Genomic DNA, 21,860 nt, shown 5'->3' with positions numbered 1-21,860 from the left:
TTCAGGCTCCCTGTTGCTGGTGGTCGAGCGGACGCTGTTCGAGTTCGGCGAGTGCTGCGCGGAAACGCCGGTCGAATTCGGCGACCTCGTCATCACCGATGATCAGGGGCGGGGCGAGCCGGATGCTCGACTCGTTGGGCGCGTTGACGATCAGGCCATTGCGCAGCGCCGCCGCCGTGAGTTGGTCGGCCAGCGGTTCGGACAAGCCGACTCCGATGAGAAGTCCCTCTCCCCTGAGTTCGGCGATGAGTGGAGAGCCGATCGACGTCACGACCTGCCGCAGCTCAGCCCCGCGACGCTTGGCGTTCTCGACCAGACCGGAGCGCTCGATCTCCTCGAGCACGGCGCCGGCGACGGCCGTGGCTAGCGGGTTTCCGCCGAAGGTGCTGCCGTGCTGGCCGCGCGTGAACAGGCCGGATGCCTGCCCGAACGTCACGAGGGCACCGATCGGGACGCCGCCGGCCATTCCCTTGGCGATGGTGATCGCGTCGGGGACGATGCCGGCGTGCTGGTAGCCGAACCACTCGCCGGTGCGGCCGATCCCGGTCTGGATCTCGTCGAGGATCAGCAGCGCGCCGTGCCGCTGCGTGAGCTCTCGAGCGGCCGCCAGATATCCGTCGGGAAGGTCGATGACACCGGCCTCGCCCTTGATCGGCTCCACGAAGAGCGCAGCGACCGTGTCGTCCAGAGCTGCTTCCAGCGCAGCGATCGTCGATTCGATGTGCTCGACGCCGGGGACCATCGGTTCGAAGGGCTCGCGCATGTGCGGCTTGCCGGTGAGCGCGAGCGAGCCCATCGTTCTGCCGTGAAACCCGTTCTGCAGGGCGAGGATGCGCGTGCGCGGCCCGGTCGAGTTGAGCCGCGCCAGCTTGAACGCGGCCTCGTTCGCCTCGGTGCCGGAGTTGCAGAAGTAGACGCGGCCGTACGTGCCTGCGCCGGTGATGCGCAGCAGCCTCTCGGCCAGCGCGACCTGCGGCGGCGTGGCGAAGTAGTTCGAGACGTGGACGAGCTTCGCCGCCTGCGTGGCGAGCGCGTCGAGCAGCACTGGATGCGCGTGTCCCAGAGCGTTCACCGCGATACCGGCGAGGAAGTCCAGATACTCCGTGCCGTCGACATCCCACACGTAGGCGCCTCGGCCGTGATCGAGCATGACGGCGGGCACGGCGAGCGAACCCATCATCACCTCGCCGAAGGTCTCGTGCCAATGCTGGGTTGTGCCGGCTTGCATGGTCGGGGCCGGGCTTGTCGTGGCCGTCACGCGGTCACCTCCGTTCCGCTGCCGCTGGTGGTGAAGAGTTCGAAGAGGAGCGAGTGCTCGTCTCGGCCGTCGACGACGGCAGCCTTCGGCACCCCGCCCTCGACGGCGTGCAGGCATGCGGTCATCTTGGGAATCATCCCGGCATCGAGCGACGGCAGCAGCTCGCGCAACTCGACGGGGGTGATGGATGAGATGAGCGAGTCGCGGTCCGGCCAGTCTCGGTAGAGGCCGGGAACGTTGGTGAGGATCACCAGCTTCGCCGCGCCGAGCGCTATGGCGAGCGCGGATGCCGCGGCATCCGCGTTGACGTTCAGCGTGCGCCCAGGGACGTCGGCGTCCAGCGCGATCGACGAGACCACGGGCACGCGGCCGGCGTGCAGTTCGGCCAGCACGCCCTCGGGATTGACCCCGATGACGTCGCCCACCAGTCCGAGGTCGACGGCCTCGCCATCGATGAGTTCTGTACGCACCCGGCCCTCGAAGAGCCGGGCGTCTTCCCCCGACATCCCGGAGGCGAGCGCACCGTGCCGGTTGATGTGGCCGACGATGTCGCGGCTGATCTGGCCGGTGAGGACCATGCGGACGACATCCATCGTCTCTGGCGTCGTCACCCGGTAGCCGCCGCGGAATTCGCTGACGATGCCGAGCCGGTCGAGCATGGCGGAGATCTGCGGTCCCCCGCCGTGCACGACGACAGGGCGAATGCCGGCGTACCGCAGGAACGCGATGTCATCGGCGAACGCGCGCACGAGTGTGTCGTCCACCATGGCGTTGCCGCCGAACTTGATCACGATCGTCTCGCCGTGGAAGGCCTTCAGCCAGGGAAGCGCCTCGATGAGGACTGCCGCCTTCGTGCTGTGGTGCGCGATGAGCGGGAGCGGCTGGGGTTCGGTGTTCGCGGGATCGGTCATCAGCTGGAGTAGGCGCTGTTCTCGTGCACGTAGTCGTGCGTGAGGTCGTTGGTGAGGATGGTCGCCGAGACGTCGCCGGCGTGCAGATCGATGACGATCGAGGTGGCGCGGGGGCTGAGATCCACGAGGTCTCGCGGCTGGTCGGGTTCTCCCGCCGTGCACACCTGGACGCCGTTGATCTTCACGTCGATCCCGTACGGGTCGAACTGTGCGTCGGTCGTTCCGACCGCTGCGAGCACCCTGCCCCAGTTCGGGTCCTGGCCGAAGATGGCGGCCTTGAACAGGTTGCTGCGAGAGACGGCTCGCGCGACCTTCACCGCGTCGTCGTCCGTCGCCGCGTGCACGACTTCGATGGCGATGTCGTGCGAGGCACCCTCGGCGTCACCCTGAAGTTGCAGCGCCAGGTCGTGGCAGAGATCGGTGAGCGCGAGCGCGAACTCGTCCGCGGTCGGGGTGGCTCCCGACGCTCCCGACGCCATCAGGACGACGGTGTCGTTCGTGGACATGCATCCGTCGGAGTCGAGCCGATCGAACGTCACACGGGTGGCTGCGCGGAGGGATGCGTCGAGCACGCCCGAGTCCAGGGCGGCGTCCGTGGTGATCACGACGAGCATGGTGGCGAGCCCTGGTGCGAGCATCCCCGCACCCTTCGCCATGCCGCCGATCGACCACCCGTCGCCCGCCACGATGGCCTGCTTCGGATGCGTGTCGGTCGTCATGATCGCCTGCGCAGCGGCGAGACCACCGGCTTCGCTCTCGTCGAGAGACGCTGCGGCAGCACCGACCCCCTCGGTCACCGCCGTGCGATTCAGCTGATCGCCGATGAGTCCGGTCGAGCACACAACCACGTCACCGGCGGAGACGCCGAGGTGTTCCGCCACCGCTTCTGCCGTGGCATGCGAGGTCTGGAATCCCTCTGAGCCCGTGTAGCAGTTCGCGCCGCCGGAGTTGAGCACGACGGCGGACACGACGCCGTCGGCGGCAGCGCGTTCGCTCCAGAGCACCGGGTTGGCCTTGCACCGGTTCGAGGTGAACACAGCCGCCGCGTTCTGCAGAGGGCCCAGGTTGTGCACGAGCGCCAGGTCGAGTCCGCCGCTCGTCTTCAGTCCCGCGGCGACACCTGACGCGGCGAATCCTGCGGGTGCCGTGATGCTCACGGTGCGACTCCGTTCACGCTGAGGCCGGTGGTCTCCGGCAGACCGAGCGCGATGTTCGCGCACTGGATGGCGGCACCCGCCGTGCCCTTCGCCAGGTTGTCGACGGCGACGATGGACACGACGCGGTTCGCCGCAGAGTCGACCGCGATGCCGATGAGCGCTGTGTTGGCTCCCAGCACGTCGGACGTGCGCGGGAACTTGCCTGCGGGAAGCACCTGCACGAACGGCTCCCCCGCGTAGGCGTCGTTCCAGGCCGAGCGCACCTCGTCAACCGAGACGCCGGGCTTCAACGGCGCCGAGACGGTCGCCAGTATGCCCCGCGCCATGGGCACGAGCACCGGCGTGAACGAGATGGCCGGGTTCGACGCTCCCGCGAGGTGGAGGTTCTGCAGGATCTCCGGGATGTGACGGTGCGTTCCGCCGACGCCGTAAGGGACGGCGTTGCCGAGCAGCTCGGAGGCGAGGTAGGTGGTCTTGAGACTCTTCCCCGCACCGCTCGGGCCCACGGCGAGCACGGCCACGATTCCGGTCTCGTCGATGATGCCGGCAGCCACTCCCGGAGCGATGGCGAGAGACACGGAACTCGCGTTGCAGCCGGGCGCGGCGATGCGCTTCACCCCGGCGAGGGCATCCCGCTGCTTGCCGTCGACGGTGGGCAGCTCCGGCACGCCGTACGCCCAGGCGCCTGCGTAGTCGCCGCCGTAGAACGCGTTCCAGTCCTCCTCGGACGTCAGCCGGTGATCGGCACCGCAGTCCACGACGAGCACGTCGTCGCCGAGCTGGGCGCTGATGGAACCGGATGCTCCGTGCGGCAGAGCGAGGAAAACGACGTCGTGACCGGCGAGAGTCGCGGCATCCGTCTCCTGCAGCGTGAGGTGAGCGAGGGAACGAAGGTGCGGCTGGTGGTCGATGAGCGGTGACCCGGCGTTGGAGCCCGCGGTCACGGTGCGAATGTCGAACGAGGGATGATCGGCCAGGATGCGGAGGAGCTCTCCCCCCGCGTAGCCCGAGGCGCCTGCTACGGCAACCGAATAGGACATGTCTCTACCTTAAGAGTCGTGGAACGGTGGTCGGCACGGCGACGCCCACGGTGAGTCCGCGCTGGAGCGCGGGCACGTACGCGTCGCCTAGCCTCGGCGCGCGTCCAGACGTCGGCGCAGGGCACGGGTCGAGAAGACCTGTGCGATCGCGGTGCGCCGAGCGTGAGACATGCGAGCCAGCATAGCGGGCATCCGACTGGGTCGACGAATCGAGGCTTCCGCCCCGTCACACGCGGTTGCTCGCCCGCGTGTACTACTCCCTGACAGTCGCACTGAAGCGCTCACCGGCCACACGAGCTCCGGCAAGCTTGGCCTCGCTTGCTTCGGCAGCTGTGAGCGTGCGATCCGGGGCACGGAAGCGCAGCGCGAACGTCAGGCTCTTCGTGCCCTCCGGCACGCCCGGTCCGCGATAGTCGTCCACGACGTGCGCATGCTCGAGAAGTTCGCCTGCGCCCTCGACCACCGCAGCCAGCACATCCGCCGCGGGAACGGCAGCGTCGACGACCAGGGAGAGGTCCTGCGTCGCCGCCGGGAATGTCGAGATGGGCGTCACCTCGATGTCCCGGCCGGCCGCGGCGAGCATCCGGTCGAGGTTCAGCTCGAGCACCGCGACCACACGCGGCAGGTCGGCATCTTCCGCCACCTGCGGCAGCAGCTCACCGGCGTACCCGATCGGTTCGCCGCCCATAAGCACCTCAGCCGTACGGCCCGGGTGCAGCGCCTTGTGGGAGCCCTGGCGCACGGTCAGCGGCACACCGAGCGCTGTCTGCAGCGTGCGCACGGCTGCGAGGGCATCGGCGATGCCGGCCGCGACGGCGGCGAGACCGGGCTGCTTCGGCGTCGATTCCCCCGTGAAAAGCGCGGCGACCATGCGCGGCTGTGCCGGGATACCCTCTGCCAGCTGCTCGAGAACGCTCGGCTCCGGAAGCACTGCGCCAGGAGGCAACTGCGCTGTTCCACGCACCGGCCCGGCCGGACGGAACACCAGGCCGATCTCGAACAGGGCGAGATCGGTCAGGCCACGCGACAGGTTGCGCTTGGCCGTCTCGACCAGCCCTGGGAGCAGGGACGCCCTCATGAACGGCACTGACGCATCCAGTGCGTTGGCCAGGCGCACCGAGGGCACCGGCTCACCATCCGCCGACCCGTAGAGGTCATTCTGTGCCTGTGTGACGAACGGGTAGACGAGCACCTCCGTGAGGCCGCTTCCCGCGAGCGCGGTCGCCGCCTGCCTGCGCAATTGCTGCCCGCGCGTGAGGCCGCGGCCAGGCGGCGCGACGGGAAGCACGGAAGGGATGCGGTCGTAGCCGACGATGCGGGCGACCTCTTCCGCCAGGTCGGACTCGTCGTTCAGGTCGGGACGCCAGCTGGGCGGCGTGACGATGAGCCCGCCCTCCGTCTGCTCGATGGCTCCGCCGATCTCGGCGAGCGACGAACGCACTTCCTCGTCGGTGAACTCGGCGCCGACGAGGGTGCTGACGAAGCCGTTCCTGAGCAGGATCGGCTCGCGCAGCTCGACCGTGTGCAGGGTCGATCCGAGGCCGTCAGCCTGGCCACCGCCGAGTTGCTCGAGCAGCTGCACGACGCGGGCGGCCGCGGCGCGCGCCACGTCCGGGTCGACGCCTCGTTCGAACCTTCGCGACGCCTCGCTCGGCAGCTTGTGCCTGCGTGCGCTGCGGGCGACCGTGACGGGATCGAAGTTCGCGGCCTCGACCAGCACATCGGTGGTCGTCTCGCTCACCTCGGTGTTCGCACCGCCCATGACGCCCGCGAGTCCGATCGGGCCGGAGTCGTCGGTGATGAGCAGGTCTTCCGGGTCGAGTGCTCGCGTCTGCCCGTCGAGGGTCCGGATGCTCTCCCCCGCCTTCGCGCGACGCACCGTGATGCCGCCGGTCAGCTTGGCCAGGTCGTAGGCGTGAATCGGCTGGCCGAGCTCCACCATCACATAGTTCGTGATGTCGACGATGAGCGAGACGGAGCGGATGCCTGCCAGCACGAGCCGTGAGATCATCCACGCCGGCGTGGGTGCAGCGGGGTCGATCCCGCGCACCACCCTGGTGACGAAGACGCTCGCCCCGACGCGGCCGCGGATGGGTGCCTCGTCGTCGATCGTCACCCGGAAGCCGTCGGCGTCCACCGGCTCGACCGCGAGCGCCGGGTCACGGAACGCCGCACCGGTCGAGTGCGCGTACTCGCGAGCGATGCCGCGGATGGAGAGCGCGTACCCGCGGTCCGGGGTGACGTTCACCTCGACGGACGTGTCGTCGAGGCCGAGCAGAGCGATGGCATCCGTGCCCACCGGGGCGTCGATACCGAGCTCCACGAGACGCAGGATGCCGCTGTGCTCATCGCCGAGGCCGAGCTCGCGCGCGGAGGCGATCATGCCGTCGGAGACGTGACCGTAGGTCTTTCGCGCCGCGATCGGGAAGGGACCGGGCAATACGGAGCCCGGCAGCGTCACCACGACCTTGTCGCCGACGAGGAAGTTGCGGGCGCCGCAGACGATGCCATGCACGGCGTCTCCGCCGTCCGCCGCCGGCTCGCCGTCATCCGCCACGCGCACCTGGCACCAGCGGATGGTCTTGCCGTTGGTCTGCGGCTCTTCGACGAAGTCGAGCACCTCGCCGACGACGACCGGTCCGGAGATGTCGAAGCGGTGGATCTCCTCCTCTTCGAGCCCTACCTTGACGAGCGCCGCGTGCACGTCCTCTGGCGTGGAGCCGGGGATGACGTCGACGTACTCGGCGAGCCAACTCAGGGGGACGCGCATCAGACCACCATTCCGAACTGCTGAGAGAAGCGAATGTCTCCCTCGACGATGTCTCGCATGTCGCCGAGTCCGTTGCGGAACTGCAGCGCGCGCTCGATGCCCATGCCGAAAGCGAAGCCGCTGTAGACATCCGGATCGATGCCGGCGGAGCGCAGCACGTTGCGGTTCACCATGCCGCAGCCGCCCCACTCGATCCAACGGGCACCGCCCTTCGCGCCGGGCTGCCAGAAGTCCATCTCGGCGCTCGGCTCCGTGAACGGAAAATAGTTGGGACGCAGGCGGATCTTCGCTTCATCGCCGAACATCGCACGGGCGAAGTGCTCGAGCGTGCCGCGCAGGTGCGCCATGGTGAGGCCCTTATCGACGGCGATGCCCTCGATCTGGCTGAAGACGGGGGTGTGGGTGGCGTCGAGCTCGTCGGTGCGGTAGACGCGACCCGGCGCGACCACATAGACCGGCAGCTCCCGCTCGAGCAACGCGCGAACCTGCACCGGTGAGGTGTGCGTGCGCAGCACGAGGTGCGCCTCAGGGGGCTCGACGAAGAACGTGTCCTGCAGGGCGCGCGCCGGGTGATCGGCGTCGAAGTTGAGCGCGTCGAAGTTGAACCACTCGCTTTCCAGCTCCGGCCCCTCCGCCACCTCCCAGCCCATGCCGACGAAGATGTCGGTCATGCGCTCCTGCAGCACGGAGAGTGGATGCCTCGCCCCCGCACGACCGGGCAGCGCCACCTCGGTCACGTCCAGCGCTTCCTCCGCCAGCCGCTTGGCGTTCTCCGCCTCGGCGAGCACGGTCTCCTTGGCGGCGAACGCCTGGTTCACTCGTCCCCTGGCCTGCCCGACGAGCTTGCCGAGCGCGGCCTTCTGGTCGGCGGGCACATCGCGAAGCCCGGCGTTGAGCCTGGCGAGCGTCGAATGCTCGCCGGCGTGCGCCGCGCGGGCCGCCTTGAGTTCCGTGACACCGGAGGCTGCGTCGACCGCGGCCAGGGCCGCCTCGACCGCCGAGCGCACCGCGGATTCGGTGATCTGGATGGGTTCTGGCACGAAGATCAAGTCTACGCAGGGCCCGGGGCCGGAAATCCCGGCTTCGCACCCGCCACGATCGAGGCGACCACCTCGTCGACGGCATTCCGAGACGGCGTGGCGCCGAGCTCTCCGGCGAAGAGAAGGTGACCGGAGCCCATCAGCGCGAGCGCGAGTGTCCGCGGCTCGGCGGGCGACGCCAGGCGACCACGATCGCGCTCCTCGGTGAGATACGACGTGAGCATGCTCGTCGCTTCGCCGAGATACGACAGGGGGTGGTCGCCGGATGCCCGCAGCCTGGCGCGCACCGCGTCCCGGGCGATGACGATGCGGATGGCCGCCAGCCCGAGCGGATCGAAGACACGCACCAACGCTTCGCTCAGGTTCTCCATCACGCTCGACGTTCCGGCTCGGGCTCGGAGATCGCCGCCGAGGCTCCGGAGGCCGGCCGTCTTGCGCTCCACCCACTCCGCGAGGAACGTGTCGAAGTCCGCGAAATGGCGATGCAGCACGCCCTTCGCCACACCGAGCTCCTCGGTCACGGAGCGGCTGGTCAGGCCACTCGGGCCATCACGGAGCACGACCCGGTCCGCGGCGTCGAAGAGGCGAGCGCGGGCATCCTGCAAGGCGACTCCGGTGGGCACCACGGCAGTCCTCTCGTTCGCTCAGCGCGATCGCGCTCGATAGTGGCCACGTGCCCACTTATAGTGGGCGCATGGTCACTCTACCCGAGCGCTTCACGGCATCCGAATCCCATAACGCGCGAGACATGGCGGAGTCGTTCGGTGCTCACGCCGCGGCCTACGACCGCGCCCGCCCGCGCTACCCGAGCGAATTGGCCGACCGGGTTCTTTCCGAAACCCCTACCGTCTCTGACACGGCAGACGTGCTCGACGTCGGCATCGGCACCGGCATCTCCGCTCTGCCGTTTCGCGACCGCGGCGCACGCATCACGGGAGTGGACGTGGATGCCCGCATGGCCGAGTTCGCCAGGGCACGCGGCTTCGACGTCGAGGTGGCGAAGTTCGAAGAGTGGAACTCTGCCGGCCGCGACTTCGACCTCGTCATCGCCGGGCAGACGTGGCACTGGATCGACCCGGTCGCGGGCGCGGCCAAAGCCGGGAGCGTGCTCCGGCCCGGTGGAAGGCTTGCGGTGTTCTGGAACGTGATGCAGTTCCCACCGGAGCTCGGAGCCGCGTTCGATGCCGCGCTCGCACGCGCTCTGCCCGGGACGCCGTTCGCCAGGGGGATCTCGGCGGGGCTGTCCGGATACGCGTCGCAGCTGGACAAGGCGAGTGCGGGCATCCGGGAATCCGGCGCATTCGGCAAGGCCGAGCAGTGGCGATTCGACTGGCGCCGGGAGTACACCCGGAACGAATGGCTGGACGGGCTGCCGACCTCTGGCGGGTTCAACCAGGTGCCCGCCGAGGGGCTCGATCCGCTGCTGCGCGAAATCGGCCAGGCGATCGACGTCGCCGGCGGGTCGTTCACGATGGACTACGCCGCAATGGTGGTCACAGCTGTACGGAACGGCTGAGCCTGCTCGTCAGGATCGCTGCGCGAACGCCGACTCGTACAGGCACACCGACGCCGCGGTCGCCAGATTCATCGACTCGGCGTGCCCGTAGATGGGCACCGTGATCACCCGATCGACGAGGGCTACGGCTTCGTCGGACAGCCCGTGCGCCTCGTTGCCGAACACCCATGCGGTCGGCTCGGCGAGCTCGCCGCTCACGCGCGCGAGCAGCAGGTCATCGCCTGCCATGTCGGCGGCGAGCACGCGGAGTCCCGCAGTCTTGGCCTGCTCGAGCACGGCGTCGATGGTGGCGGCCACCGCCACAGGCACGTGGAAGATCGAACCCGTCGTCGAGCGGACGACCTTCGGGTTGTAGAGATCGACGGTATGGCCGGAGAACACGACGGCATCCGCTCCCGCCGAGTCCGCGGCACGGATGATCGTGCCCGCGTTCCCCGGATCGCGCACCTCTTCCAGCACCGCGATCAGTCGTGGTGACGCGTCGAAGACCGCGTCGAGGGAGACCGGGAACTGCCGGCACACCGCCACGAACCCCTGCGGCGTGACCGTATCCGCCATCGCGTCGAGCACGTGCTCAGCCACGAGCTCCGTACGCACCTCCGCCTGCCTGGCCAGTGCGACGACGTCATCGTGCTTGCGCAGCGCGTGCTCGGTGAGGAAGAGCTCGACCACGAGCTCCGGACGCCACGCGAGCGCCTCGCGCGCCGCCTGCGGACCCTCCAGCAAGAATGTCCCGGTGTCGGCACGCGCCGGTTTCTTCGCGAGTTTGGCGACGGCACGGACCCTTGGCGACCGGGGGTTGTCGAGCACGCGCTCAGCCTAGCCGTTGGCCGGGCTTGCAGGTTGCCGGACGCTCCTTCCCGGGACATGCGGAACGGCCCGACTCCCCATGGGAGCCGGGCCGTCCTGTTCTTGCCTATGCAGCCTTGGGGGCGGAGGTGTCAGCGGGCAGCGCCTTCTTCGCGGTCTCGACGAGCGCGGCGAACGTGGCGGGCTCGTTCACGGCCAGCTCTGCAAGGATGCGACGGTCCACCTCGACACCGGCCAGGTTCAGACCCTGGATGAAGCGGTTGTACGTCAGGCCGTTCTGGCGGCTCGCGGCGTTGATGCGCTGGATCCACAGACGACGGAAGTCACCCTTGCGGGCACGACGGTCACGGTAGCTGTAGACCAGCGAGTGGGTGACCTGCTCCTTCGCCTTGCGGTACAGGCGCGACCGCTGGCCGCGGTAGCCCTCGGCGCGCTCGAGGATGACCCGACGCTTCTTGTGGGCGTTGACGGCCCTCTTCACTCTTGCCATTGTTCGTAATTCCTTTACGCGTCGTGTCGGCTTACTTGCCGAGGAGCTTCTTGGCGACCTTGGCGTCGACGTTCGGAAGCACCTGGTCCTGGTTCAGGCGGCGCGTACGACGGCTCGTCTTGAGCTCCAGGTGGTGGCGCATGCCGGCCTGCTGCTTCATCACCTTGCCGCTGCCGGTGAGCTTGAAACGCTTCTTGGCCCCGGAGTGGGTCTTCTGCTTGGGCATTATTTCTCCTCATCGGTGGCGGATTCGGTTTCCGCCTCGGTGGCCGTCTCGCCGGATCGCTGCTGCTGGGAGCGCGCCCGGTTGGCGGCACGTTGTGCGTTGGCCTCGGCCTTGGCCTCCGACTTGTTCTTCAAGGGGCCGATGACCATGACCATGTTGCGGCCGTCGATGGTCGGGGTCGATTCCACGGAACCGAACTCCGCGACATCCTCGGCGAACCGCTGCAGCAAGCGCACGCCCTGCTCGGGCCGGGACTGCTCGCGCCCGCGGAACAGGATCATGGCCTTGACCTTGTCGCCGGACTTGAGGAATCCCTCGGCGCGCTTGCGCTTCGTCTCGTAGTCGTGTTTGTCGATCTTGAGGCGGAACCGCACCTCTTTCAGCACGGTGTTCGCCTGGTTGCGCCTGGCCTCTTTGGCCTTCTGCGCAGCCTCGTACTTGAACTTGCCGTAATCCATGATCTTGGCCACCGGAGGCTTCGAGTTCGGAGCCACCTCGACGAGGTCCATGTCTGCTTCCTGCGCGAGACGAATGGCGACCTCGATCTTGACGACGCCGATCTGCTCTCCGCCGGGGCCGACGAGGCGGACCTCGGGCACGCGGATACGGTCATTGGTACGGGGATCGCTGATGCGTGTCTCCTCTGATCGAACATTGCTGTGAACGGCACCCGCGACGGCGTCGCAGGTGGTCGGCAGAGGTCTCACACACGTGCGATCCGTGCTCGCGCACGGCCGCGCATCCCGCACCCTTTTCGTCAGCCTCGGCGACTTTCGTCGTGCGAAGCGGAGTGCGTAACGACCCGGTAACCTGATGAAGCGGTCATCGCGGGTGGGAGAGTCTCCACTTTTCCTTTCGGGGCATGATGCTCCGAAAGCCCGACACAGCTTAGCAGACAACCGGGTCGCCAGCCGAATCGTCCGCCGATGCCCTTCACCATGTCCACCTGCCGCGGAGGCCCCATGTCCGATCAGCACATCCACCGATTCGACGGAGGCGATGCCGCACTGCAGGCCGAAGATGCGGCGCTGGCAGAGGCAACGCGCGACATCGCGGATGTGCCGGCCGTCGAGGTGATCACCACCACGGCCGTGCACCTGATGAGCGCAGCCGCCGTGAAGTGCGGGCTCGCCGACGACCCGGATGCGCAGACGGACCTGGACGAGGCCCGCAAGCTGATCGACGCGTTGGCCGGTCTGGTGACGGCCAGCGCCCAGCACATCGGCGACCAGCACGCGCGCAGTCTGCGCGATGGCCTGCGCAGCCTGCAGCTCGCTTTCCGCGAGGCATCCGCCATCCCGGATGCACCCGGCTCGGGACCGGGAGAGAAGTACACCGGCCCGGTGAACTGACCGGTTCCGCTCAGTCTGCGGAACGCAGGCGGAGGGTCATCGAGTCGACGCGATCCGCGATGAGTGCCGAGGCGGCCCAGGCCGACGTGAGTCGCGTCACGACGGCGTCGAGGGCATCCCGGTCGAGGCCGGGGCGCAGCGTCAGCGTCACCACGACCTCGGCGCCCTGCAATCGGGCAGTCGGGTCGCCGGCCGAGAGCGCCACTGCCTGCACGGCCGGTTCGTGCCGGGATGCCTCGGTGAAGGCCGCGAAGACGGCGTCGTCCTGCCACGGCGACGTCCACGGCTCCCCCGTGGCCAGTGCCTTCACCACGGGACGGCGGAGCACGAACTCGGTGGGAGCCGTCGGGTCGATCACCACGAGCTCCGTCTGCTCGCTCGCCGCCGCCAAGGCGACGCGCGGCCCGACGGCGGGAACGGGGCGCGCCAGCGCATTCCACGCAATCATGGTCTGCACGGACGAGAACGCGGGGAGCACCGCCCGGCCGTCCGGCGCCCGCACGGTGGCGATCGACAGCTCCTGCGTCTTGTCGACGAGGTGTCCATCGGGTGTCTCGCCGACATCGCCTGCCTGGGCGAGCAGAGGCACGAGCAGACGCGCGGAACGGAGCGCATCGACCACGGCCCGCTGACCTGCAGCTCCTTGCCCGAACGCGGTCAGGGCGGTCAGCAGAGCCGGATCCGCCGAACCGTCGTCGCTCGACGCCTGCACCTGTTCGAAGGAGCGCCCTTCCCACGGCAGACCGGCCGAGTCCGCCCGGTCGGTCGACCCGAAGCGGTGACGGGAGCCCTCAGCGCCGGGCAACGTCCAGCGCCTCCGGAAGCGTGAAAGCGCCGGAGTAGAGCGCCTTTCCGACGATCGCGCCCTCCACGCCGAGCGGGACGAGCTCTCGGAGGGCGACGATGTCGTCCAGGCTGGAGACTCCGCCGGAGGCGACCACCGGGCGGTCCGTGCGAGCCGTGACCTGACGCAGAAGGTCAAGGTTCGGCCCGCGCAGGGTGCCGTCCTTGGTGACGTCCGTGACGACGTAGCGCGCGCATCCGGCGTCTTCGAGCTGTGCGAGCACCTCCCAGAGATCGCCGCCGTCCTGCGTCCACCCGCGGGCCGCGAGGGTGGTTCCACGTACGTCGAGACCGACAGCGATCGCCTCGCCGTAGCGCGAGATCACGTCGGATGCCCACTGCGGGTTCTCCAGCGCCGCGGTGCCGAGATTCACGCGCTTCGCCCCGAGCTCGAGTGCGTGCTCCAGCGAAGCATCGTCGCGGATGCCGCCCGACAGCTCGATCTTCACGTCGTGCCTCGATCGCATCACCGCCTTGAGCACGTCACGGTTGTGGCCGCGGCCGAACGCCGCATCGAGGTCGACCAGATGAATCCACTCGGCACCCTGCTCCGCCCACTCCTGCGCAGCATCGACCGGGTCTCCGTAGCTGGTCTCGCTTCCCGCTTCGCCCTGGGTCAACCGCACCGCCTTCCCGTCGGCGATGTCGACGGCCGGGAGCAGCACGAGTTCGGGGGTGTCGCTGATGGGGCTCATGAGTGGCTTGCTCTTTCGATGACGCGGACTGAAGGCGAGAGGACGATCGGATGCCGCAGCCTAGGCGGCGAGGACGGGCAGGCTCTGCACCCAGTTGCTCAGCAGCCGCATACCTGCGCGACCCGATTTCTCCGGGTGGAACTGGGTGGCGGAGAGCGGTCCGTTCTCCACGGCGGCGACGAATCGGCCGCCGTGGTCGGCCCAGGTGAGCTTTGCGGCTTGGAACCGGCCCGATGGCTCGAGTTCCCAGCGCTGGGCCGCATACGAGTGCACGAAGTAGAAGCGCTCATCGCGCACGCCGTCGAAGAGCACAGAGTCGACGGGAGCATCCACCGTGTTCCAGCCCATGTGCGGGAGCACGCCGGATTCCAGCCGCTCGACGGTGCCGGGCCACTCGCCGAGGCCCTCCGCGTCGTGCCCATGCTCGACGCCACGCTCGAACAGCACCTGCATGCCCACACAGATGCCGAGCACCGGGCGCCCGCCTGCGAGACGCCGGTCGATGATCTCGGCGCCGTGCACCGCCCGCAGTTGATCGACGACCGCCTTGAAGGCGCCAACGCCAGGTACCACCAGCCCGTCGGCATCCATCGCCGCGTGCCGGTCGCTCGTCAGCGTGACATCCGCTCCGACCGCCTCGAGCGCCTTGGCCGCCGAGTGCACGTTGCCCGAACCGTAGTCGAGCACGACGACGGTGGGCGAAGAGCCGTCGGCCGTGCCGTTCGTCACAGTGCGCCCTTGGTCGACGGAATGCCTTGCACGAGCGGGTCGAGGGCTTTCGCCTGCCGGAAGGCGCGGGCGAATGCCTTGAATTCCGCCTCCGCGATGTGGTGCGGATCGCGACCGCCGAGCACGCGCACGTGGACGGTGAGCGCGGCGTTGAACGCGATGGCCTCGAAGACGTGGCGCACCATCGATCCTGTGAAGTGACCGCCGATCAGGTGGTGCTCGAAGCCGGCCGGCTCACCGGAGTGCACGAGATACGGCCGCCCGGAGATATCGACCACTGCCTGCACGAGCGCCTCGTCGAGCGGCACCGTCGCGTCGCCGTAGCGCGAGATGCCGGACTTGTCGCCCAGGGCATCCCTGATCGCCAGCCCGAGGACGATGCCGACGTCTTCCACGGTGTGGTGTACGTCGATCTCGATGTCCCCCTTGGCACGCACCGTCAGATCGGTGAGCGAGTGCTTGGCGAACGCGGTGAGCAGGTGGTCGTAGAAGGGCACCGTCGTGTGCACGCTGCTGCGGCCCGTGCCGTCCAGATCGAGCGACAGCTCAATGCTCGACTCGCTGGTCTCGCGGCGGATGCTCGCACTGCGGCTGCTCATGCCGTCAAGCCTAATTGAGCGAGGTGGCCGTGCTCGCCGTCGTCGCGGACGCCGGTGCCGCAGTCAGCTCGGCCATGGCATCGAGGAAGACCGTGGTCTCCGCCTCCGTGCCGGCACTCACGCGCAGGTGATGGGGGATGCCGACGTCGCGCACCAGGATGCCCCGCTCCTTCAGCGCGAGGAACATCGCGTGCGGGTCGTCCACACCGCCGAACAGCACGAAGTTGCTGCCGGAGTCGTGCACGGCAAAGCCGAGCTCCGCCAGTCGTGATGCGATCCGGTCTCGTTGAACGACGATGTCGTGCACCGTCGCGAGCATCTCGCCGGAGTGCCGCAGAGCGGCCACTGCGGCCGCCTGCGTCAGAACCGACAGGTGATACGGCAGCCGTACGAGACGAAGGGCATCTGCTACGGCGGGGTCGGCCGCGAGATACCCGAGCCGCACACCGGCGAAAGCGAACGCCTTGCTCATCGTGCGAGAAACAATCAGCCGTTCACGACCGGGAAGCAGCGTCAGCGCACTAGGCGCAGCCTCGGGCATGAACTCCTGGTACGCCTCGTCGACGACCACGATGCCGTCTGTCACGTCGTAGACCGCTTCGACGACGTCCAGCTCGAGCGGGGTTCCGGTCGGATTGTTCGGTGCGCACAGGATGACGACGTCCGGACGGTGCTCCAGAACTGCGGCGGCCGCGTGGTCGGGGGTGACGACGAAGTCCGGCTCGCGATCAACGGCGATCCACTCGGTACCCGTGCCGGCGGCGAGCAGGGGATACATCGAATAGGTCGGCGCGAAGCCGAGTGCGCTGCGTCCGGGGCCGCCGAACGCCTGCAGAATCTGCTGCAGCACCTCGTTGGAGCCGTTCGCCGCCCAGATGTTGGAGGTATCCAGACCATGGCCCAAGTAGCCGGCCAGCGCCTCGCGCAACTCGAAGAACTCCCGGTCCGGATAGCGGTTCGCGCCCTTCAGCGCCGTACCGACCGACTGGAGGATGTCTGCCACGACGTCGTCCGGAATCGGATGGGTGTTCTCGTTGACGTTCAGTGCGACGGGCACAGGAGACTGCGGCGCGCCGTACGGCGACTTGCCGCGCAGATCATCACGGAGCGGGAGGTCGGAGAACGAGATCACTCGTCAATGCTAGGGCGACCTGTCACCGGCTCGATTCGTCGAACTCATGCGGGATCGCCAGTTGCTCTCCTGCCTGGATCGTGCTCGACGACAATCCGTTCAGGTCCACGAACGCGGCGACCACGTCACGCGGGTCGCTGCGCGGGGCCACACGCTCCGCGATGCTCCACAGCGACTCGCCCGGCTGCACCGTCAGGTGATGGAACGACGCGCTCGGGGACTGGATGCCCGCCATGGCGCCGCCGCTGGCAAGCAGGGCCCCGCCGCCGACGAGGAGCGGCAGAACGATGAGCGCCGACAGCACGACGCGGCCACGACGCGTGAGGCGAGTGCGAACGCGCGAGGGCCGGGCATCGGCCGCTGCGCGAAGACGGACGGGCGCAGCCGGAATGTTTCGGGCGGAGTGCGCCAGTGCGATGGTCGTCATGACCGTCTCCCTTCAGTCTCGAACCCGTGTTCCGAACCTATCTTCGATTCTCGCGGATTTCAACGGTATGTTCGGATCTGCCTCGTTCGAGTTGTCAACACGCTCGAACAAAGTCGCCGATCCAGGCCGAAACCCGGATAGAGTTTCGATCTGTCAGGAACACCTCAACACGCACCACCGACATTCGTTACGAGAGGCCCGGGGCATTCGCCGCAGGAGACGTTCGAAACGTTCGTCGTAGACCGGGTATCACCTCGGCGGATCTCTCCCCAGGAGCAGCGCAGACCGCCGATGACGAGAGGAAGAGCACGTTGACCGACGTCGATGGCCCACAGCACGATGGCCGGCAGTCCTCTGCCGCGGCCGTAGCGGGCTCAGCTGCCCGCGGTAGCCGCGTGGAGAAGCCGCGCACGCGGCGGCGCAAGAACCTCAGCGATAAGCAGCGCGCGATTCTCGAGGTCATCCAGCGTTCGGTGAGCAAGCGCGGGTATCCGCCCAGCATGCGTGAGATCGGCGACGCGGTCGGACTCGCGTCGCTCTCCAGCGTGGCTCATCAGCTGGGTCAGCTCGAGCTGAGCGGATACCTGCGCCGCGACCCGAACCGGCCTCGCGCGCTCGAGGTGCTGATCGACCTGCCAGAGGGCACGGGGCGCGCCGAAGCCTCAACGGACTTCGAGACGTCGATCCCGGTCGGTGACGCCACCATGGTGCCCATGGTGGGCCGAATCGCCGCCGGTGTTCCCATCACGGCGGAACAACAGGTCGAGGAAGTATTCCCGCTCCCCCGGCAACTCGTTGGCAACGGCGAGCTGTTCATGCTGAAGGTTCAGGGCGAGTCGATGATCGACGCCGCGATCTGCGATGGCGACTGGGTAGTAGTGCGGCAGCAGAAGACTGCGGAGAACGGCGACATCGTCGCGGCGATGCTCGACGGGGAGGCCACCGTCAAGGTCTTCCGGCAACGGGACGGACACACCTGGCTTTTGCCGCGCAACTCGGCATACGAACCGATCCTCGGTGACTTCGCCGACGTGGTGGGCAAGGTCGTCGCCGTGCTGCGCGCGGTCTGATCACACCCGCGGGCAACTCGGCCGTGTCGTCGGTGCACGTGACCGTCGAGTTCGCGCCGGATGTACACGGCACCGCGATGCGGTTCGTGCACGGCGAGCTCCGCGGCGCTTCCGAGCACGATTACGCGCAGAACCGGAGACGAACGTTCGCGAAGCTCGACCGCGTACTTACGGCGGATGCCAGCGGCTGACGGCAGCCGTCGGCATCCGCCGTCGTTCACTACGCCGGCTGCTTCTCGCGAACCGCCCGAGTCGCCTCGATGATGTTCTTCAGCGACGCGACCGTCTCGTCGTATCCACGCGTCTTGAGACCGCAGTCCGGGTTCACCCATACCTGCCGCTCCGGAATACCGCCCAAGGCCTTCTCAAGCAGCTCGGTGACCTCACCCACCGACGGCACGCGCGGAGAGTGGATGTCGTATACACCGGGGCCGATGCCGTGGTCGAAGCCGCTGGCCTTGATGTCGTCGACCACCTCCATGCGGCTGCGCGCAGCCTCGATGCTGGTCACGTCGGCATCCAGGTTGCGGATCGCGTCGATGACGACGCCGAACTCGGAGTAGCACAGGTGGGTGTGGATCTGCGTCGCGTCGCCGACACCGCTCGTGGCGAGACGGAACGAGCCGACCGACCAGTCGAGGTAGTCCGCCTGATCCTTCTTCTTGAGCGGGAGCAGCTCGCGCAACGCGGGCTCGTCCACCTGCACGATCCGGATCCCCGCGGACTCGAGATCGGCGATCTCATCGCGCAACGCGAGCGCGACCTGCCGTGCCGTGTCGCCGAGCGGCTGGTCGTCGCGCACGAACGACCAGGCGAGAATCGTGACCGGGCCGGTGAGCATCCCCTTCACCGGCTTATCGGTCAGCGACTGGGTGTAGGTCGACCATTCGACCGTGATCGGCTTCGGGCGAGACACGTCTCCCCAAAGAATCGACGGCCGGGTGCAACGACTTCCATACGACTGCACCCAGCCGTTCTGCGTCACCGCGAAGCCGTCGAGGTTCTCGGCGAAGTACTGCACCATGTCGTTGCGCTCCGGCTCGCCATGCACGATGACGTCGATGCCGATCTCCTCCTGCAGATCGACGACGCGCTTGATCTCCGCCTGCATGAGCCCGAGATACTCCGCCTCGGTGATGATGCCCTTCGCGAACTGTGCACGTGCGCGCCGGATGTCGCCGGTCTGCGGGAACGAGCCGATCGTGGTCGTGGGCAGCAGCGGGAGACCGAGCGCGGCATCCTGAGCAGCGAGCCGGGCTGCGTAGTCACCGCGCCGGAAGTCCGCGTCGGTGAGCGCTTCGGCGCGAGCGCGCACAGCCCCGTCGCGCACACCGGGCGCACCCAGCCGGTCGGAAAGAGCGGCGGACGCCTGTGCCAGCTCCTCCTGGATCGCCTCGTGCCCATCCTCCAGGCCGCGCGCCAGCGTAGCGACCTGCCCGACCTTCTGGTCGGCGAACGCGAGCCAGGACTTGAGCCCGTCGTCCAGCGCCGGCTCATCGTCGACGTCGTGCGGCACGTGCAGGAGCGAGGTCGAGGTGGATGCCGCGAGGTTCGGCGACAGCGCCAGCAACGACTCGAGGGCACCGAACGCGGCCTCCAGGTCGCCGCGCCAGACGTTGTGGCCGTCGATCACACCACCCACCACGGTCTTACCGCGCAGAGCCGCCTTCGTGTCGGCATCCAGCTGCGACGGGATGCTTCCGCGCACGAGGTCGAGCGAGATCGCCTCGATGTTCGTGGCGGCGAGCACCGCAAGGGCGTCGTCGAGACTGCCGTAGGGCGCCGCGACCAACAGGCTCGGCCGGTCGGACGCGCTGCCAAGCGCCTCGTAGGCGACGCGGGCTGCGGCGAGCAGGTCGGCTCGGGTGTCGTCGAGGCTCTCGCTCACCAGAGCGGGCTCGTCCAGCTGGACCCACTCGGCGCCCGCCGCCTTCAACTCGGAAAGAAGCCGCGCGTAGACAGGGAGCACGTCCCCGAGCCGCGACAACGGCCGGAAGTCCGCGGGTGCACCGTCGGCCGGCTTGCTGAGCGCCAGGAACGTGACCGGTCCGACGATGACCGGGCGGGTGAGGTATCCGTCGGCCTTCGCTTCTTCGAACTCGCGGACGAGTCGATCGGACGCCAGCCGGAAGCTCGCGTCAGGTGCGATCTCGGGCACCAGATAGTGGTAGTTCGAATCGAACCACTTCGTCATCTCCAGCGGGGCGTCGTCGCCTGCACCACGGGCGATCGTGAAGTAGCCAGCGAGGTCGACGCGGCCATCGGCATCCTGCAGGCCCGCGAAACGCGCGGGCACCGCGCCGAGTGTGATCGCGGCATCCAGCACCTGGTCGTAGTAGCTGAATGTCTCGGGAATGGCGGAGTCGGTCTTGCCGAGGCCGAGCCGTGACAACCGGTCGCGCGTGGCACGACGGAGCCCCGCTGCCGTCGTCTCGAGCTCGTCCGCGGTGATCGTGCCCGCCCAGAACGCCTCGACGGCTTTCTTGAGCTCGCGGCGACGGCCGATGCGCGGGTACCCGACGATCGTGCCGGTCGGGAAGGTGGAGGAGGTCATGCGCTTTCCTTCTGTTTGCTGGCCTGCTGGTGTGGGATGGTCGTGATCGCCTCGACTGCCGTCTTCGCCGCGAAGTCTTCCTCGAGCGCCGATGGGTCGATCAGACCGCAGCGCTCGAGCACCGCGAGCGACGTCTGCGGCTGGTTGAACGTGCACAGGTGGATGCCTGGGGCGCCGCCGGCGATGAGCCGTTCCGTGAGCTGGGCGGCATGCTCGATGCCGATCTCACGTCTGCCCTCGTCGGTGGGTTCCACTTCGAGGCGGATGCTGAGATCGCTTGGAAGGTCCTCGCCGTTCAGCTCCAGAATGCGGCGAAGTCGCGCCGGTGAGGTCACGGGCATGATGCCGGGCAGGATGGGCAGCGTCACGCCCGCGCGGCGTGCGCGCTCGACGAAGGCGAAGTAGTCCTCGGCGTGGAAGAACAGCTGGGTGATCGCAAGGTTCGCACCCTGCGCCTGTTTCGCAAGAAGGGTGTCGATGTCCTGCTCGATCGAACGGGAACGCGGATGTCCGTTGAGGTAGGCGGCGACGGCGATCGTGACCTTCTCGCGCCTGCCGACGGCGCTCGCATGCGTGAGGCCGGGCATCGGGATCTCACGGTATGGGGCGTGCTCGGCCTGAATTCGGTGAATCAACTGCACGAGCTCCGCAGCGCTGTGCAGGTCGCCGAGCGGGGCATCCTCCGACGCACCCACGGGCGGATCGCCACGCACTGCAAGGAACCGGGTGACGCCCGCGCCCAGGAACTCGCGGATCATGCGGCCGGCCTGCTCGTGGGACGAACCGACGCAGGTCAGGTGGGCCATCGCCGGCACCGGCGTGTTCTGGGTGATGTACCTGACCACCTCGAGCGAGTTCGCGTGTGACGAGCCGCCGGCACCGTACGTGACCGAGATGAAGCGCGGCTGGACGGCGGCGAGGCGCTGGATGGTGCGCGGCAGAGCACGCGCGGCCGCCTCATTGCGAGGCGGATACAGCTCGAACGAGAAGGGCGTTCCGACCGGGCAGCGCCCCTCGTCTGAACGCGGCCCGTCGCACGGAGGCACGGAGGCCGAGCCGTCGTCGGCGTGCTGTGCACTCATGGCGGCTCCCCACTAGGGCGGCGCGGAGGCTGTCGATCGCAACTGATGGCCGAAGGCATCCGCACCGCATCGTTCGCGACCGCTGATGCAGCGGCCGCTCGTTCACGCGGCTCGGGGCGGGTGCCGGGCTCGGCTGTCGCTCCAGTCGAACAGGCCGGC

Annotated in this window: 23 protein-coding genes; 4 read left to right on the top strand and 19 right to left on the bottom strand. The window is 68.3% G+C overall.

Annotated features, from left to right (window positions below; translation table 11 throughout):
- Position 1: 1 nt before the first annotated feature.
- From ACYVII_RS04870 to ACYVII_RS04840, 7 genes are all read right to left on the bottom strand, one after another.
- Entirely contained in the window at positions 2-1,228 is a 1,227-nt protein-coding gene (locus ACYVII_RS04870; protein ID WP_460531889.1) for an acetylornithine transaminase, read from the bottom strand.
- A 26-nt stretch (positions 1,229-1,254) separates the two neighbouring features.
- Positions 1,255-2,169 carry an acetylglutamate kinase gene (gene argB, locus ACYVII_RS04865; protein WP_460531806.1) on the bottom strand — a complete coding sequence of 305 codons (915 nt, stop codon included), beginning with the start codon at positions 2,167-2,169 and terminating at the stop codon, positions 1,255-1,257.
- Entirely contained in the window at positions 2,169-3,326 is a 1,158-nt protein-coding gene (argJ, locus tag ACYVII_RS04860) for a bifunctional glutamate N-acetyltransferase/amino-acid acetyltransferase (protein WP_460531803.1), read from the bottom strand. The genes argB and argJ overlap by 1 nt, the downstream gene beginning before the upstream one ends.
- Positions 3,323-4,366 carry an N-acetyl-gamma-glutamyl-phosphate reductase gene (gene argC, locus ACYVII_RS04855; RefSeq protein WP_460531800.1) on the bottom strand — a complete coding sequence of 348 codons (1,044 nt, stop codon included), beginning with the start codon at positions 4,364-4,366 and terminating at the stop codon, positions 3,323-3,325. Before argC ends, argJ begins: the two co-directional genes overlap by 4 nt.
- A gap of 253 nt (positions 4,367-4,619) precedes the next feature.
- Entirely contained in the window at positions 4,620-7,136 is a 2,517-nt protein-coding gene (pheT, locus tag ACYVII_RS04850) for a phenylalanine--tRNA ligase subunit beta (protein WP_460531797.1), read from the bottom strand.
- The gene (pheS, locus tag ACYVII_RS04845; RefSeq protein ID WP_460531794.1) at positions 7,136-8,176 is read right to left on the bottom strand and encodes a phenylalanine--tRNA ligase subunit alpha; all 1,041 of its coding nucleotides are present in this window, start codon (positions 8,174-8,176) and stop codon (positions 7,136-7,138) included. Before pheS ends, pheT begins: the two co-directional genes overlap by 1 nt.
- A gap of 11 nt (positions 8,177-8,187) precedes the next feature.
- Positions 8,188-8,802, bottom strand: a complete 615-nt coding sequence (locus ACYVII_RS04840) for a TetR/AcrR family transcriptional regulator (RefSeq protein WP_460531791.1) — start codon at positions 8,800-8,802, stop codon at positions 8,188-8,190.
- Between the two features lie 68 nt (positions 8,803-8,870).
- Between ACYVII_RS04840 and ACYVII_RS04835 the strand changes: the two genes are divergently transcribed.
- Positions 8,871-9,692 carry a class I SAM-dependent DNA methyltransferase gene (locus ACYVII_RS04835; protein WP_460531788.1) on the top strand — a complete coding sequence of 274 codons (822 nt, stop codon included), beginning with the start codon at positions 8,871-8,873 and terminating at the stop codon, positions 9,690-9,692.
- Between the two features lie 9 nt (positions 9,693-9,701).
- Here ACYVII_RS04835 and ACYVII_RS04830 read toward each other — a convergent pair whose 3' ends face one another.
- The 4 genes from ACYVII_RS04830 to infC form a co-directional block, all read right to left on the bottom strand.
- Positions 9,702-10,502 (bottom strand): TrmH family RNA methyltransferase, encoded by an 801-nt coding sequence (locus ACYVII_RS04830; protein WP_460531785.1) that lies wholly within the window; start codon positions 10,500-10,502, stop codon positions 9,702-9,704.
- A 106-nt stretch (positions 10,503-10,608) separates the two neighbouring features.
- Positions 10,609-10,992 (bottom strand): 50S ribosomal protein L20, encoded by a 384-nt coding sequence (gene rplT, locus ACYVII_RS04825; RefSeq protein WP_460531782.1) that lies wholly within the window; start codon positions 10,990-10,992, stop codon positions 10,609-10,611.
- A 31-nt stretch (positions 10,993-11,023) separates the two neighbouring features.
- Positions 11,024-11,218: a 50S ribosomal protein L35 gene (gene rpmI / locus ACYVII_RS04820; protein WP_440296034.1), complete on the bottom strand. Its 195-nt coding sequence runs from the start codon at positions 11,216-11,218 to the stop codon at positions 11,024-11,026.
- The gene (gene infC / locus ACYVII_RS04815) at positions 11,218-11,817 is read right to left on the bottom strand and encodes a translation initiation factor IF-3 (RefSeq protein ID WP_440296035.1); all 600 of its coding nucleotides are present in this window, start codon (positions 11,815-11,817) and stop codon (positions 11,218-11,220) included. The genes rpmI and infC overlap by 1 nt, the downstream gene beginning before the upstream one ends.
- A gap of 363 nt (positions 11,818-12,180) precedes the next feature.
- On the opposite strand from infC, the gene ACYVII_RS04810 reads away from it, so the two are divergent.
- Entirely contained in the window at positions 12,181-12,570 is a 390-nt protein-coding gene (locus ACYVII_RS04810) for a DUF1844 domain-containing protein (protein WP_460531779.1), read from the top strand.
- A 10-nt stretch (positions 12,571-12,580) separates the two neighbouring features.
- On the opposite strand, the gene ACYVII_RS04805 is transcribed toward ACYVII_RS04810, so the two are convergent.
- The 6 genes from ACYVII_RS04805 to ACYVII_RS04780 are packed head-to-tail and all read right to left on the bottom strand — an operon-like array spanning position 12,581 to position 16,995.
- Positions 12,581-13,375 (bottom strand): SseB family protein, encoded by a 795-nt coding sequence (locus ACYVII_RS04805; protein WP_460531776.1) that lies wholly within the window; start codon positions 13,373-13,375, stop codon positions 12,581-12,583.
- The gene (gene priA / locus ACYVII_RS04800; protein WP_460531773.1) at positions 13,362-14,108 is read right to left on the bottom strand and encodes a 1-(5-phosphoribosyl)-5-[(5-phosphoribosylamino)methylideneamino] imidazole-4-carboxamide isomerase; all 747 of its coding nucleotides are present in this window, start codon (positions 14,106-14,108) and stop codon (positions 13,362-13,364) included. The genes ACYVII_RS04805 and priA overlap by 14 nt, the downstream gene beginning before the upstream one ends.
- A 60-nt stretch (positions 14,109-14,168) precedes the next feature.
- Positions 14,169-14,837: an imidazole glycerol phosphate synthase subunit HisH gene (hisH, locus tag ACYVII_RS04795; RefSeq protein ID WP_460531770.1), complete on the bottom strand. Its 669-nt coding sequence runs from the start codon at positions 14,835-14,837 to the stop codon at positions 14,169-14,171.
- On the bottom strand, positions 14,834-15,436 hold the full coding sequence (hisB, locus tag ACYVII_RS04790) for an imidazoleglycerol-phosphate dehydratase (RefSeq protein ID WP_460531766.1): 603 nt from the start codon (positions 15,434-15,436) through the stop codon (positions 14,834-14,836). Before hisB ends, hisH begins: the two co-directional genes overlap by 4 nt.
- A 10-nt stretch (positions 15,437-15,446) precedes the next feature.
- Complete coding sequence (locus tag ACYVII_RS04785) at positions 15,447-16,568, bottom strand: histidinol-phosphate transaminase (protein ID WP_460531763.1); 1,122 nt, start codon at positions 16,566-16,568, stop codon at positions 15,447-15,449.
- Positions 16,569-16,590: 22 nt separating this feature from the next.
- A complete protein-coding gene (locus tag ACYVII_RS04780; RefSeq protein WP_460531760.1) occupies positions 16,591-16,995 on the bottom strand; it encodes a LysM peptidoglycan-binding domain-containing protein in 405 nt (134 codons plus the stop codon).
- A gap of 395 nt (positions 16,996-17,390) precedes the next feature.
- Between ACYVII_RS04780 and lexA the strand changes: the two genes are divergently transcribed.
- Complete coding sequence (gene lexA / locus ACYVII_RS04775; RefSeq protein WP_460531887.1) at positions 17,391-18,065, top strand: transcriptional repressor LexA; 675 nt, start codon at positions 17,391-17,393, stop codon at positions 18,063-18,065.
- Between the two features lie 23 nt (positions 18,066-18,088).
- Positions 18,089-18,256, top strand: a complete 168-nt coding sequence (locus ACYVII_RS04770) for a hypothetical protein (protein ID WP_460531757.1) — start codon at positions 18,089-18,091, stop codon at positions 18,254-18,256.
- Positions 18,257-18,285: 29 nt separating this feature from the next.
- Here ACYVII_RS04770 and metE read toward each other — a convergent pair whose 3' ends face one another.
- Both metE and ACYVII_RS04760 read right to left on the bottom strand, forming a co-directional pair.
- Positions 18,286-20,619 carry a 5-methyltetrahydropteroyltriglutamate--homocysteine S-methyltransferase gene (gene metE, locus ACYVII_RS04765; RefSeq protein WP_460531754.1) on the bottom strand — a complete coding sequence of 778 codons (2,334 nt, stop codon included), beginning with the start codon at positions 20,617-20,619 and terminating at the stop codon, positions 18,286-18,288.
- Entirely contained in the window at positions 20,616-21,701 is a 1,086-nt protein-coding gene (locus tag ACYVII_RS04760; RefSeq protein ID WP_460531751.1) for a methylenetetrahydrofolate reductase, read from the bottom strand. Before ACYVII_RS04760 ends, metE begins: the two co-directional genes overlap by 4 nt.
- Positions 21,702-21,860 lie beyond the last annotated feature (159 nt).

It is taken from the genome of Humibacter ginsengiterrae, assembly GCF_054780115.1.
This window is presented reverse-complemented; position numbering and strand designations above follow the sequence as displayed.

Excerpts from the sequence above, each read along its gene's own strand:
- ACYVII_RS04870 (WP_460531889.1), bottom strand. The coding sequence starts at position 1,228 with ATGCAAGCCGGCACAACCCAGCATTGGCACGAGACCTTCGGCGAGGTG.
- argB (WP_460531806.1), bottom strand. The coding sequence starts at position 2,169 with ATGACCGATCCCGCGAACACCGAACCCCAGCCGCTCCCGCTCATCGCG.
- argC (WP_460531800.1), bottom strand. The coding sequence starts at position 4,366 with ATGTCCTATTCGGTTGCCGTAGCAGGCGCCTCGGGCTACGCGGGGGGA.
- pheT (WP_460531797.1), bottom strand. The coding sequence starts at position 7,136 with ATGCGCGTCCCCCTGAGTTGGCTCGCCGAGTACGTCGACGTCATCCCC.
- ACYVII_RS04835 (WP_460531788.1), top strand. The coding sequence starts at position 8,871 with ATGGTCACTCTACCCGAGCGCTTCACGGCATCCGAATCCCATAACGCG.
- rplT (WP_460531782.1), bottom strand. The coding sequence starts at position 10,992 with ATGGCAAGAGTGAAGAGGGCCGTCAACGCCCACAAGAAGCGTCGGGTC.
- rpmI (WP_440296034.1), bottom strand. The coding sequence starts at position 11,218 with ATGCCCAAGCAGAAGACCCACTCCGGGGCCAAGAAGCGTTTCAAGCTC.
- ACYVII_RS04810 (WP_460531779.1), top strand. The coding sequence starts at position 12,181 with ATGTCCGATCAGCACATCCACCGATTCGACGGAGGCGATGCCGCACTG.
- priA (WP_460531773.1), bottom strand. The coding sequence starts at position 14,108 with ATGAGCCCCATCAGCGACACCCCCGAACTCGTGCTGCTCCCGGCCGTC.
- hisB (WP_460531766.1), bottom strand. The coding sequence starts at position 15,436 with ATGAGCAGCCGCAGTGCGAGCATCCGCCGCGAGACCAGCGAGTCGAGC.
- ACYVII_RS04780 (WP_460531760.1), bottom strand. The coding sequence starts at position 16,995 with ATGACGACCATCGCACTGGCGCACTCCGCCCGAAACATTCCGGCTGCG.
- metE (WP_460531754.1), bottom strand. The coding sequence starts at position 20,619 with ATGACCTCCTCCACCTTCCCGACCGGCACGATCGTCGGGTACCCGCGC.
- ACYVII_RS04760 (WP_460531751.1), bottom strand. The coding sequence starts at position 21,701 with ATGAGTGCACAGCACGCCGACGACGGCTCGGCCTCCGTGCCTCCGTGC.